Below are 12405 nucleotides of genomic sequence, written 5' to 3'. Positions count from 1 at the left end.
ACTCCGACGGACCCGCGGTCCCGCCCGAGCCTCTGCCGAGCGCCGCACTGATCGCTCCCGTCGCGGTCACGGCCACGCGGAAGGACTACCTCCGCGCCGTGACGGCGATCGAGCAGGGCACCGGCCCGATCGCGGTCGACGCCGAGCGCGCGAGCGGCTTCCGCTACTCCCAGCGCGCCTACCTCATCCAGGTGCACCGGCGCGGCTCTGGGACGTTCCTCTTCGACCCGCCGGCGATCGGCGACTTCACCGAGCTGCAGGCGGCCATCCGCGGCGAGGAGTGGATCCTGCACGCCGCCAGCCAGGACCTCGCCTGCCTCCGCGAGGTGGGCCTCGACCCGGAGCGCATCTTCGACACCGAGCTGGCCGCACGCCTGCTCGGCATGTCCCGCGTCGGTCTCGCCTATGTGGTCGAGGAGCTCCTCGGGCTGCACCTCGCCAAGGAGCACTCGGCCGCCGACTGGTCGACGCGTCCCCTCCCCGACTCCTGGCTGACCTACGCGGCGCTCGACGTGGAGCTGCTCGCCGACCTCCGCGACCGGATGGCGGAGCTGCTCGAGTCGTCCGGCAAGGCCGCGATCGCCCGGCAGGAGTTCCAGGCGGTCCTCGACCGGGAGACGACCGTGCGTGCGGAGCCCTGGCGCCGCCTGTCCGGCGTCCACACGGTGAAGGGACTCCGCGGCCTCGCGGTGGCGCGCGAGCTCTGGCAGGAGCGCGACCAGCTGGCCCGCACCATGGACGTCTCCCCCGGTCGGCTCGTCCCCGACGCCTCGCTCGTCGCCGCCGCGCGTGCGCTGCCGAAGACGAAGCGGGACCTCGCCGCGATGCGCGACTTCTCCGGCCGGGCGAGCCGCAGCGAGCTGGACCGCTGGTGGGCCGCCATCGAGCGCGGACTGACCACCGACGACCTCCCCCAGCTGCGCCAGAGCGGGGACACGATGCCGCCGCCCCGCGCCTGGTCGGACCGGAACCCCGAGGCCGACCGCCGGCTGAAGCGCGCCCGGCTCACGGTGACCGCCATCGCCGAGTCGCTCGACCTCCCGGTCGAGAACCTCATCACGCCGGACACCCTGCGCCGCGTCGCCTGGTCGCCGCCCGATCCCGTGGACGAGGCGTCGCTCGGCGAGGCGCTCACCGCTCTCGGCGCGCGCCCGTGGCAGGTCGAGGCGATCGCCGGACCGGTCGCCGCCGACTTTGTCGCGGCCCGCCAACCCTCTGACGCGACGGAGAGCGCCGCTTCGTAGGAAGGGTCAAAGGATTTGGGCCCCCGAGCGCGCTCCGTAGGATCGATGCGGTCTGTTCGAGCAAGGGAGTTCACGTGGCCGAGGGAACCGAGGTCGTTTTCGTCGATGGGGTGCGCACCCCGTTCGGGCGTGCCGGCGAGAAGGGCATGTACTGGAACACGAGGGCTGACGACCTCATCGTGAAGGCGATGATCTCGCTGCTCGAGCGCAACCCGTCACTGCCGAAGGACCGCGTCGACGACGTCGCGATCGCGGCCACCACCCAGACCGGCGACCAGGGCCTCACGCTCGGCCGGAGCGCGGCGATCCTCGCGGGGCTGCCCGAGACGGTGCCCGGATACGCCATCGACCGGATGTGCGCGGGCGCCATGACGAGCGTCACGACCACCGCCGGAGCGATCGCGTTCGGCGCGTACGACGTCGCCATCGCGGGCGGCGTCGAGCACATGGGCCGCCACCCGATGGGCACCGGAGTCGACCCGAACCCGCGGTTCGTGGCCGAGAAGCTCGTCGACGCCGACGCCCTCAACATGGGCAAGACGGCGGAGCGCATCCACGACCGCTTCCCGGAGCTCACCAAGGAGCGCTCGGACCGCTACGCCATGCGCAGCCAGCACAAGCTGGCCGCCGCGTACGCCGCGGGCAAGATCCAGCCGGACCTCGTGCCGGTCGCCATCCGCAGCGAGCAGGGCTGGGGCCTCGCCACCGAGGACGAGGGCATGCGCCCCGAGACCTCGCTCGAGGGCCTCGCGACCCTCAAGACGCCGTTCCGCCCGCACGGGCGCGTGACCGCCGGAAACGCGTCACCGCTCACCGACGGGGCGACCGTCGCCCTTCTCGCGAGCAAGGCCGCAGCCAAGGAGCTGGGCCTCACTCCGAAGATGAAGCTCGTGAGCTTCGCCTACGCGGGCGTCGCCCCGGAGATCATGGGCATCGGACCCATCCCCTCCACCGAGAAGGCCCTCAAGAAGGCCGGTCTCACGATCGACGACATCGGCCTGTTCGAGTTCAACGAGGCCTTCGCCGTGCAGGTCCTCTCGCTGATGGATCACTTCGGGATCGACGACGAGGACCCGCGCGTCAACCGCTGGGGCGGCGCGATCGCGATCGGCCACCCGCTCGCCGCCTCCGGCGTGCGCCTCATGCTGCAGCTGGCCGCCCAGTTCGCCGAGCACCCCGAGGTGCGCTACGGCATGACCGCGCTCTGCATCGGCCTCGGCCAGGGCGGAAGCGTCATCTGGGAGAACCCGAACTGGAACGGCAAGAAGTGGGACAGCGGCGAGCTCGGCAAGGAAGCGAAGCAGCTCGCGAAGAGCCGGAAGGCGAGCAAGTGACGGACTATTCGGCCATCGACTTCAGCGAGCTGGAGGCCCTGTCCGCGGACGAGGTCGTGACGCACGCCTATGCCCGGGACGTCCGGCTGCCGAGCGGCAAGGTGCTCGCGCTGGTCACCCTGGACAACGGGCGCGACCACACCCGCCCCAACACGCTCGGACCCGTGTCGCTGCTCGAGCTCGGGCGCGTGTTCGACACCCTGACGGAGCGTGCCGGGAAGGGCGAGATCCACGGCGTCGCCGTCACCGGCAAGCCGTTCATCCTGGCGGCGGGAGCCGACCTCAGCAAGGTGGGCGACATCCCGTCCAAGGAGGCGGCGAAGAAGCTCGCCCAGCTCGGTCACCACGTGCTCGGCAAGCAGGCCTCGTTCGGCGTTCCGTCCTTCGTCTTCATCAACGGACTGGCACTCGGCGGCGGCGTCGAGATCGGGCTCAACGCCGACTACCGGACCATCGACGCGTCCGTCCCGGCGTTCGCGCTGCCCGAGGTCTTCCTCGGCATCATCCCCGGCTGGGGCGGCGCCTGGCTGCTGCCGAACCTCATCGGCATCGAGAACGCCCTCAAGGTCGTCGTCGAGAACCCGCTCAAGCAGAACCGGATGCTCAAGGCTGAGCAGGCGTACGAGATGGGCATCGCGGACGCGCTGTTCCCCTCCGCCTCCTTCCTCGAGGACTCGCTGCGCTGGGCCGACGGCGTCCTGAGCGGCAGGGTCACCGTGAAGCGTCCGCACAAGCCGGGCAAGCTCGAGCGACTCGCCAAGTGGGACATCGCCATCAACATCGCCCGGAAGAGCCTCGAGAGCAAGATCGGCACGGTGCCGAAGTCGCCGTACGCGGCGCTCGAGCTACTCAAGGCGGCGAAGAGCAGCACCAAGGAGCAGGGGTTCGCGGCCGAGGACGAGGCCCTCGCCGAGCTCATCTCGGGCGACCAGTTCCAGGCGAGCATCTACGCGTTCAACCTCGTGCAGAAGCGGGCCAAGCGTCCGGCCGGGGCACCCGACAAGGCGCTCGCGCGTCCCGTCACGAAGGTGGGCGTGCTCGGCGCCGGCCTCATGGCCAGCCAGTTCGCCCTGCTGTTCCTCCGCCGGCTCCAGGTCCCCGTGGTCATCACGGACCTCGACCAGGCCCGCGTCGACAAGGGCCTCGCGTACATCCGAGGCGAGATCGCGACCCTGCTGGGCAAGGGCCGGATCGATGCGGACGAGGCCAATCGGCTCAACGCCCTGCTCACCGGCACGACGGACCGCGCCGACTTCTCCGGGTGCGACTGGGTCATCGAGGCCGTCTTCGAGGAGCTCGGCGTCAAGCAGGAGGTCTTCGCGGACATCGAGCGCTACGTCTCCCCCGAGGCGGTGCTCGCGACCAACACGTCGTCCCTCTCGGTCGAGCGGATCGGCGAGAAGCTCCAGCACCCGGAGCGGGTCGTCGGCTTCCACTTCTTCAACCCGGTCGCGGTCATGCCGCTCGTCGAGGTCGTCAACGCTCCCAAGACCGACGACGCCACGCTCGCCACCGCCATGGGCGTCGCCGCGAAGCTGAAGAAGAACGCCGTGATCACGCGGGACACCCCGGCTTCGTCGTCAACCGCATCCTCGCCAAGGTCCTCGGCGAGGCGATGCACGCAGTCGACACCGGCACCCCCTTCGAGACGGTCGACGCCGCGGTGCGCCCGTTCGGCCTGCCCATGACGCCGTTCGTGCTCCTCGAGCTCGTCGGCCTCAAGGTGGGCGCCCACGTGCTCGACACCCACCACAGCGCCTTCCCCGAGCGGTTCTTCCGCAGCGAGAGCCTGCACCAGCTCGCCGAGCTGGGCCGCATCTACGAGAAGGATGCCAAGGGCAACATCAAGGGCATCGACAAGCAGGCGCAGAAGATCGTGAACGCCCAGCACTCCGGCAAGGGCGTCGCCATGTCGGCCGAGGAGCTGCGCACGCGCATCGAGGACGGTCTCGCCGACGAGGTGCACCGCATGCTCGAGGACCAGGTCGTCGCGGCGGCCGAGGACATCGACCTCTGCCTCATCCTGGGCGCCGGCTACCCGTTCCACATGGGCGGCCTCACGCCGTACCTCGACCGTGCCGGCGCCTCCGAGCGCGTCTTCGGCGGCACCTTCCACACGCCGCCGATCCGCGGGGTGGGCTCCCCCGCCCTCGCGACGACCGCCGGCTGACGCTCTCGCTACGCCGCTCCTCCGCTGCTTGAGGAGCGGCGAGCCGCGTCTCCGCCCCATCCGCTGATTGAGGAGCGGCGAAGCCGCGTCTCGAAATCGACGATCCGTACAACAGGAACCCGTGTCCAGTACCCGAGACACGTCACGAGATTTCGAGACGCTCCCTTCGGTCGCTCCTCAATCAGCGGAGAGAGGCACGCCCTACGGGCGCGCCTCGATGACGTAGCGTGGCCGCATGCCTGTCCAGTACTACGTTGCCTCGTCCCTCGACGGCTTCATCGCCGACGCCGAGAACCGCATCGACTGGCTGCTCCAGTTCGGCATGGAGCCCTACCAGGAGCACTACGCCCGGTTCCTGGCCGGCGTCGGCGCGATCGTGATGGGGTCGAAGACGTACGAGTTCCTCCTCGCTCAGGAGGAGCAGACCTGGCCCTACGCCGGCATTCCGACCTGGGTCGTCAGCTCCCGGGACCTGGAGCCGATCGCGGGCGGGGACATCCGCTTCGCGTCGGGCGACGTGGGCGCGGTGATCCAGGACGCTCGCGAGGCAGCCGGTGAGAGCAACGTCTGGCTGATGGGCGGCGGCAACGTCGCGGCGCAGGCGGGCGACCTCGAGCTGATCGACGAGTACCACGTGACCGTGATGCCGATCGTGCTCGGCCACGGGGCGCCGCTGCTCCCCTGGCCGAGCCGACTCGGCCGCTCGCCCTGCTCCGGTTCACGCCGTTCGAGTCGGGCGCGGTGGAGCTGGTGTACAGCTACCACGCGGCCGGCTGAGCTCGGGCAGGGCGAGCGTGACCCGCTAGCGGCCGATCCCCGACATGTCGGGGTACCGGTCGCCCGCAGGGGCATCCAGCGAGCCGAGGTCGGCGAGCTGCTCGGCCGTCAGGGTGATGTCCGCGGCGGCCACGTTCTCCTCGAGGCGCTCCACGCGCTTCGTGCCCGGGATGGGGACGATGTCCTCGCCCTGCGCGAGCAGCCAGGCGAGCGCGACCTGGGCGGGCGTGGCGCCCACCTCGGTGGCGACACGGTCGACGTGCTCCACGATGCCGATGTTCCGCTCGAGGTTCTCGCCCGCGAAACGCGGGTTGTGCCGGCGGAAGTCGTCAGGGTCGAGGGCGTCGAGCGAACGGATGGTTCCGGTCAGGAAGCCGCGGCCGAGAGGCGAATAGGGGACGAAGCCGATGCCCAGCTCGCGGAGCACCGGCAGCACCTCCTCCTCCGGGTCGCGCGTCCAGAGCGAGTACTCCGACTGGACCGCGGTCACCGGGTGCACCGCGTGGGCCCGGCGGATCGTGCCGACGCCCGCCTCGGAGAGGCCGTAGCCGCCGATCTTGCCCATGGTGACCAGCTCGGCCAGGGCGCCCACCGTCTCCTCGATGGGCGTGCCCGGGTCCATCCGGTGCTGGTAGTAGAGGTCGATGTGATCGGTGCCGAGCCGGCTGAGGGAGCCCTCGACGGCCTTCCGCACGCGCTCCGGGCTTCCGTCGGTGCTGCGCGATCCGTCCGAGCTCGCGTAGACGCCGAACTTCGTCGCGATCTTCACCTGGTCGCGGCGCCCCTCGAGCGCACGGCCGAGGAGCTCCTCATTCAGGTGCGGCCCGTACATCTCCGCGGTGTCGAGAAGCGTCACGCCGAGGTCGATGGCGCGGTGGATGGTGCGGATCGACTCGGCGTCGTCGCTGCTGCGGCCGGTGTAGAACGCCGACATGCCCATCAGCCCGAGGCCCAGGCGGCCGACTTCGAGGCGTCCGCCGAGCGTGGTGGTGGGAAGCGTCATGAGGTGTGCCCTTCGTAGAGAGTGATCTTGTAGTCGATGGCGGCGAGGCTGGCGGTGACCTCCTCCAGCTGCGCGAGAACGCGCTCGCGGTGCTGGACGAGCAGGGCCAGCCGCTCCGGCATCGTGCCGTCACCGTCCCGGGCGAGCTCCACGTAGCGCCGGACGTCGCGGATCGGCATCCCGGTGGAGCGGAGCTTCGTGAGGAAGCTCACCCACGTGACGTCGGCCTCGGTGTAGCGGCGGTGGCTGCTGGAGGCGCGGTCAACGGGCGCGAACATGAGTCCTTCGCGCTCGTAGTACCGCAGCGTGTGCGTGCTGAGCCCGGTCGCCTCCGCCATCTGGGCGATGGAGAGCGACTCGGCGGTGATGGTCATGACCCCACCGTAAAACTTCGAGCGCGCTCGAAGTCAAACGGGGCACAGCCAGCAGGGGTTGCGCCCGGGCCTGCCTGCGCCCCATGACTGGGGCCGCGTTCCGGGATCAGCGCCTCTGGGGCGCATGCGGGAGCGTCGCTAGTGTGCCCGCGAAGGGAGGGGCCATGGGATCGACAGCCGTCCTCGACAGAGCCGGGCCGCGCTCGGCGAGCCCGCTCGCCCGCACCCTGCGCGAACGCATCCCGTCCTACCTGGAACGGCACTTCGCCTCCCCGGACCTGACGGCGGCGAGTGTCGCGCGGGCGCACGGCATCTCCGAGCGCTACCTCTACGCGGTGCTCGCGTCACTCGACATCAGCCTCGGCGAGTGGGTCCGCAACCGGCGCCTCGCCGCCGCAGCGGCGGACCTCCAAGATCCGGGACCGACCGTGTCCGCCGTCGCCCACCGCTGGGGCTTCGCGGACCATGCGCACTTCTCGCGGCTTTTCCGCGCGCGCTACGGCATGACGCCGACCGACTGGCGGCAGGGGCGCAGCCTCTAGCGCTCGCGCGACTCGGGGCTGGGCAGCGCCTCTTCGCGGCCTTCGGGCAGCGGGCGGGCGATGGGGATCTTCGTGCCGAGCACCTGGGCGACGAGGTCGCGGGCGATCTGCTGCGGCGTGAGGCCGGCCTGCTCGAGGATCTCGGACCGGGAGCCGTGCTCCAGGAACTCGTCGGGCAGCCCGAGCTCGGTGAGCGCCGTGTCGACGCCGGCCCCGCGGAGGTCCTGCCGCACCCGGGTGCCGATCCCGCCGACCCGGATGCCGTCCTCGAGGGTCGCCACCAGGCGGTGCTCCCCCGCGAGCTCGATCACGCTGGCGGGGACGGGCACGACCCACCTCGGGTCCACGACCGAGGCGCCGATCCCCTGCGCCTCCAGCCGCTCCGCGACCTCGAGGGCCAGGGAGGCCAGCGGTCCCACCGCGACGAGGAGGACGTCCGGGGAGCTGCCCTCGCGCAGCACGTCGACGCCGTCCACCGTGCGCCGCAAGGCGTCGATGTCGGTGCCGACCGGGCCCTTGGGGAAGCGGAGGACGGTCGGAGCGTCCTGGACGGCGACCGCCTCTGCGAGCTCCTCGCGCAGGCGCGTGCCGTCGCGGGGCGCCGCGAGCCGGATGCCGGGGACCACCTGCAGGATCGCGAGGTCCCACATCCCGTGGTGGCTCGCGCCGTCCGGACCCGTGACACCCGCGCGGTCGAGGACGAAGGTCACGCCCGCGTGGTGCAGCGCCACGTCCATGAGCACCTGGTCGAAGGCGCGGTTGATGAACGTCGCGTAGAGCGCGACGACCGGGTGCAGGCCGCCGAAGGCGAGGCCCGCTGCGCTCGTCACCGCGTGCTGCTCGGCGATGCCCACGTCGATCACGCGACCGGGGTGCTTGTCGGCGAGAGCCTGCAGACCGGTCGGCCGCAGCATGGCAGCCGTGATGCCCACGATGCGCTTGTCGGCGTCGGCCAGGCGGACGAGCTCCTGGGAGAAGACCGACGTCCACGACGTGGATCCGGCCGGCTCGAGGGACTCCCCGTCTCCGGGTCGATCTGGCCGACCGCGTGGAACTGGTCCGCGACGTCCTGGAGGGCGGGCTCGTAGCCGCGGCCCTTCTGGGTGATCACGTGGACGATCACCGGCAGCTCGTAGTGCTTGGCCTGGAGGAGCGCCTCCTCGATCGCGTCGATGTCGTGCCCGTGCACAGGGCCCAGGTACTTGATGTCGAGGTTCGAGTAGAGCCCCTCGTTGCCCGCCACCCGGCTCAGGAATCCGTGGAGGGCTCCGCGCGTGCCCGAGTAGACGGCTCGCCCCGGCTTGCCCAGGCGGTCGAAGAAGGTGCGGGACGACAGGTAGAGGTCGCGGTAGGCGCGGCGCGTCCGCACCTCGTTGAGGAACCGAGCGAGGCCGCCGATCGTCGGGGCGTAGGAGCGCCCGTTGTCGTTGACGATGATGACCAGGCGCCGGTTGTTGTCGTCGGAGATGTTGTTGAGCGCCTCCCACGTCATGCCGCCCGTGAGGGCGCCGTCGCCGACCACGGCCACGACGTGCCGGTCGGACTGGCCCGTCACCGAGAAGGCGCGCGAGATGCCGTCTGCCCACGACAGCGAGCTGGAGGCGTGCGAGCTCTCCACGATGTCGTGCTCCGACTCGCTCCGCTGCGGGTAGCCGGCGAGACCGCCCCGCTGGCGCAGGCGGGAGAAGTCCTGCCGCCCCGTGAGCAGCTTGTGCACGTACGACTGGTGGCCCGTGTCGAAGACGATGGCGTCCTTCGGCGACTGGAAGACGCGGTGCATGGCGATCGTCAGCTCGACGACGCCGAGGTTCGGGCCGAGGTGCCCGCCGGTCTTCGAGACGTTCGCGACCAGGAACTGGCGGATCTCCGCGGCCAGCGTGACCAGATCCTCGCTGCTCAGGGCATCGAGGTCGCGCGGTCCCCGGATCGTCTCGAGAATGGCCATCGAGTCGAGTCTAGGCACGCCGACCTGGGAGGCCGCGCTGGGCGCGGCCTCCCGGTCATCCGTCACGCGACGAGCGAGCGCAGCACGTACTGCAGGATGCCGCCGTTGCGGTAGTAGTCCGCCTCACCAGGGGTGTCGATGCGGACCACCGCGTCGAACTCGATCGGCTGCTTGCCTTCGGGCGAGTCCTCCGTCGGCTCGGCGACGACGTGCACGGTGCGCGGCGTGCGGCCCTCGTTGAGCTCCTCGATGCCCGAGATCGTCACCTTCTCGGTGCCGTCGAGGCCGAGGCTCGACCAGCTCTCCCCCGCCGGGAACTGCAGCGGGAGCACGCCCATGCCGATCAGGTTCGAGCGGTGGATGCGCTCGAAGCTCTCGGTGATGACGGCGCGGACGCCGAGCAGCGAGGTGCCCTTGGCCGCCCAGTCGCGCGAGGACCCGGAGCCGTACTCCTTGCCGCCGAAGATGACGAGCGGGGTGCCCTGCGCGGCGTAGTTCTGCGCGGCGTCGTAGATGAAGGACTGCGGTCCGCCGGCCTGCGTGAAGTCGCGCGTGTAGCCGCCCTCCACGCCGTCGAGCAGCTGGTTCTTCAGGCGGATGTTCGCGAAGGTGCCGCGGATCATCACCTCGTGGTTGCCGCGGCGCGAGCCGTAGGAGTTGAAGTCCTTCCGGTCCACGCCGTGCTCGAGCAGGTACTTGCCGGCGGGGCTGTCCGCCTTGATGCTGCCCGCTGGGCTGATGTGGTCGGTCGTGACCGAGTCGCCGAGCTTCGCGAGCACGCGGGCGCCCGCGATGTCGGTGACCGGGGACGTCTCAAGCGTCATGCCGTCGAAGTACGGGGGCTTCCGCACGTAGGTGGAGGCCGCATCCCACTCGAACGTCGCGCCGGTCGGCGTCGGCAGGTTCTGCCAGCGCTCGTCGCCCGCGAAGACCGAGGAGTACTGCCGGTCGAACATCTCGGTGTCGATCGACGAGTCGATCGTCGCCTGGACCTCGCCGGCGTCCGGCCAGATGTCCTTGAGGAAGACCGGGTTGCCCTCGCGGTCGTTGCCGAGCGCGTCGTTGTCGAAGTCGAAGTTCATCGACCCGGCCAGCGCGTAGGCGACGACCAGCGGCGGGCTCGCCAGGTAGTTCATCTTGACGTCGGGGTTGATCCGGCCCTCGAAGTTGCGGTTGCCCGAGAGGACTGCGGTGACGGCCAGGTCGTTCTGCTGCACCGCGTCCGAGATCTCCGGCTCCAGCGGGCCGCTGTTGCCGATGCACGTGGTGCAGCCGTAGCCGACCAGGTAGAAGCCGAGGTCCTCGAGCGGCTTCGTGAGGCCCGCCTTGTCGTAGTAGTCGGTGACCACCTTGGAGCCGGGCGCGAGGGTCGTCTTGACCCACGGCTTGGCCTTGAGGCCCTTCTCGCTCGCCTTCTTGGCGAGCAGGCCCGCGGCGAGCATGACCGACGGGTTCGACGTGTTGGTGCAGGACGTGATCGCGGCGATCGCGACGGCCCCGTGGTCGATCGTGAACTCGCCGTGCTCGCCCGACACGCGCGTGGGCCGAGACGCGGCGGTGGGCGATGCGCTCGAGTGTGCCGCGGCGAACTGGTGGTGGTGGCTGACGGCAGGCGCGGGCTCGTCCGCGCGCTGCTCGTCCTGGGAGGTGAGGCCGATGGGGTCGGACGCCGGGAAGGTGCCCTCGACCGCGGCGTCGACGACCGTGTGGCCCGGCTTGGCATAGTCGACGAGGTCGCGCTCGAACGTCTCCTTGGCGACGCTGAGCTCGATGCGGTCCTGGGGGCGCTTCGGCCCGGCGATCGACGGCACGACGGTGCCGAGGTCGAGCTCGAGGTACTCGCTGAACTTGGGCTCGACCGAGGGGTCGTGCCAGAGGCTCTGCTCCTTGGCGTAGGCCTCGACCAGAGCGACCTGCTCCTCGTCGCGGCCGGTGAAGCGGAGGTAGTCGAGCGTGACGTCGTCGATGGGGAAGATCGCGGCGGTCGAGCCGAACTCGGGGCTCATGTTGCCGATCGTCGCGCGGTTGGCCAGAGGCACCTCGGCCACGCCCGCGCCGTAGAACTCGACGAACTTGCCGACGACGCCGTGCTTGCGCAGCATCTGCGTGATGGTCAGCACCACGTCGGTCGCGGTCACGCCGGCCGGGATGGAGCCGCTCAGCTTGAAGCCGACGACCTTGGGGATGAGCATCGACACCGGCTGGCCCAGCATGGCCGCCTCCGCCTCGATGCCGCCGACGCCCCAGCCGAGCACGCCCAGTCCGTTGACCATCGTGGTGTGCGAGTCGGTGCCGACGAGGGTGTCCGGGTAGGCCTGCAGGGCGCCCCCACCGTGCGGGTGTAGACCACGCGCGCCAGGTACTCGATGTTGACCTGGTGCACGATGCCGGTGCCCGGGGGCACGACCTTGAAGTCGTCGAAGGCGGTCTGGCCCCAGCGGAGGAACTGGTACCGCTCACCGTTGCGCTCGTACTCGATCTCAACGTTGCGCTCGAAGGCGTTCGGCTGGCCGAAGAGGTCGGCGATCACCGAGTGGTCGATGACGAGCTCGGCCGGGGCGAGCGGGTTGATCTTGGTCGGGTCGCCGCCGAGGGCGCCCACCGCCTCGCGCATCGTGGCGAGGTCGACGATGCAGGGGACGCCGGTGAAGTCCTGCATGACGACGCGAGCCGGCGTGAACTGGATCTCCGTGTCGGGCTCGGCCGTCGGGTCCCAGCCCGCCAGAGCGCGGATGTGGTCGGCGGTGATGTTCGCGCCGTCCTCGGTGCGGAGGAGGTTCTCGAGGAGCACCTTGAGGCTGTAGGGCAGCTTCTCGTACCCCTCGACCTTGTCGAGGCGGAAGATCTCGTAGTCGGTCCCGCCGACCGAGAGGCTGTCCTTCGCCCCGAAGCTGTTCACTGCGGACATGTGTCCTCCTCCGTCGCGAGGCGTGGCGCCCCGGGTCGATTGTCGGTACCCCTGGTCCTCATTGTTCCCCCGGGAGGGAAGAGCCGCCAGGGAGGGAGCATCAGCCCC

General features: G+C 70.5%; 7 protein-coding genes and 3 pseudogenes. 5 read left to right on the top strand and 5 right to left on the bottom strand.

Translation table 11 applies throughout. The features are described from left to right. Window positions 1–50: 50 nt before the first annotated feature. The 4 genes and pseudogenes from QUE51_RS13500 to QUE51_RS13485 all read left to right on the top strand — a co-directional run. A complete protein-coding gene (locus QUE51_RS13500) occupies window positions 51–1244 on the top strand; it encodes a ribonuclease D (RefSeq protein WP_286279396.1) in 1194 nt (397 codons plus the stop codon). A 74-nt stretch (window positions 1245–1318) separates the two neighbouring features. Next, window positions 1319–2578, top strand: coding sequence for a thiolase family protein (locus tag QUE51_RS13495; RefSeq protein WP_286276882.1), 1260 nt, complete (start codon window positions 1319–1321; stop codon window positions 2576–2578). Next, window positions 2575–4748, top strand: a pseudogene (locus tag QUE51_RS13490) (3-hydroxyacyl-CoA dehydrogenase NAD-binding domain-containing protein). Before QUE51_RS13495 ends, QUE51_RS13490 begins: the two are co-directional and overlap by 4 nt. 235 nt (window positions 4749–4983) lie before the next feature. After that, a pseudogene (locus tag QUE51_RS13485) lies at window positions 4984–5361 on the top strand (dihydrofolate reductase family protein); the annotation flags it as partial. 189 nt (window positions 5362–5550) lie between these two features. Here the strand turns inward: QUE51_RS13485 and QUE51_RS13480 are convergent. Continuing rightward, the gene (locus QUE51_RS13480; RefSeq protein ID WP_286276881.1) at window positions 5551–6528 is read right to left on the bottom strand and encodes an aldo/keto reductase; all 978 of its coding nucleotides are present in this window, start codon (window positions 6526–6528) and stop codon (window positions 5551–5553) included. After that, window positions 6525–6902: a MerR family transcriptional regulator gene (locus QUE51_RS13475; protein ID WP_286276880.1), complete on the bottom strand. Its 378-nt coding sequence runs from the start codon at window positions 6900–6902 to the stop codon at window positions 6525–6527. Before QUE51_RS13475 ends, QUE51_RS13480 begins: the two co-directional genes overlap by 4 nt. Window positions 6903–7066: 164 nt before the next feature. On the opposite strand from QUE51_RS13475, the gene QUE51_RS13470 reads away from it, so the two are divergent. Next, window positions 7067–7444, top strand: coding sequence for a helix-turn-helix transcriptional regulator (locus tag QUE51_RS13470; protein ID WP_286276879.1), 378 nt, complete (start codon window positions 7067–7069; stop codon window positions 7442–7444). On the opposite strand, the pseudogene dxs reads toward QUE51_RS13470, so the two are convergent. The 3 genes and pseudogenes from dxs to QUE51_RS18435 all read right to left on the bottom strand — a co-directional run bounded on the left by dxs (window position 7441) and on the right by QUE51_RS18435 (window position 12297). Further along, window positions 7441–9389, bottom strand: a pseudogene (dxs, locus tag QUE51_RS13465) (1-deoxy-D-xylulose-5-phosphate synthase). The gene QUE51_RS13470 and the pseudogene dxs sit on opposite strands and share 4 nt — an antisense overlap. A gap of 62 nt (window positions 9390–9451) precedes the next feature. Continuing rightward, on the bottom strand, window positions 9452–11662 hold the full coding sequence (locus QUE51_RS13460; RefSeq protein ID WP_434017204.1) for an aconitate hydratase: 2211 nt from the start codon (window positions 11660–11662) through the stop codon (window positions 9452–9454). Further along, window positions 11548–12297, bottom strand: a complete 750-nt coding sequence (locus QUE51_RS18435; RefSeq protein ID WP_434017203.1) for an aconitase family protein — start codon at window positions 12295–12297, stop codon at window positions 11548–11550. Before QUE51_RS18435 ends, QUE51_RS13460 begins: the two co-directional genes overlap by 115 nt. Window positions 12298–12405: the final 108 nt, after the last annotated feature.

Origin of the sequence: Naasia aerilata, from assembly GCF_030296595.1 — a bacterium.
GTDB classification, from domain to species: Bacteria; Actinomycetota; Actinomycetes; order Actinomycetales; family Microbacteriaceae; genus Naasia; species Naasia aerilata.
This window is presented reverse-complemented; position numbering and strand designations above follow the sequence as displayed.

What these genes read in the sequence shown, in the direction of transcription:
- QUE51_RS13480 (WP_286276881.1), bottom strand. Translation starts at nt 6,528, where the DNA reads ATGACGCTTCCCACCACCACGCTCGGCGGACGCCTCGAAGTCGGCCGC.
- QUE51_RS13475 (WP_286276880.1), bottom strand. Translation starts at nt 6,902, where the DNA reads ATGACCATCACCGCCGAGTCGCTCTCCATCGCCCAGATGGCGGAGGCG.
- QUE51_RS13470 (WP_286276879.1), top strand. Translation starts at nt 7,067, where the DNA reads ATGGGATCGACAGCCGTCCTCGACAGAGCCGGGCCGCGCTCGGCGAGC.
- QUE51_RS13460 (WP_434017204.1), bottom strand. Translation starts at nt 11,662, where the DNA reads ATGGTCAACGGACTGGGCGTGCTCGGCTGGGGCGTCGGCGGCATCGAG.
- QUE51_RS18435 (WP_434017203.1), bottom strand. Translation starts at nt 12,297, where the DNA reads ATGTCCGCAGTGAACAGCTTCGGGGCGAAGGACAGCCTCTCGGTCGGC.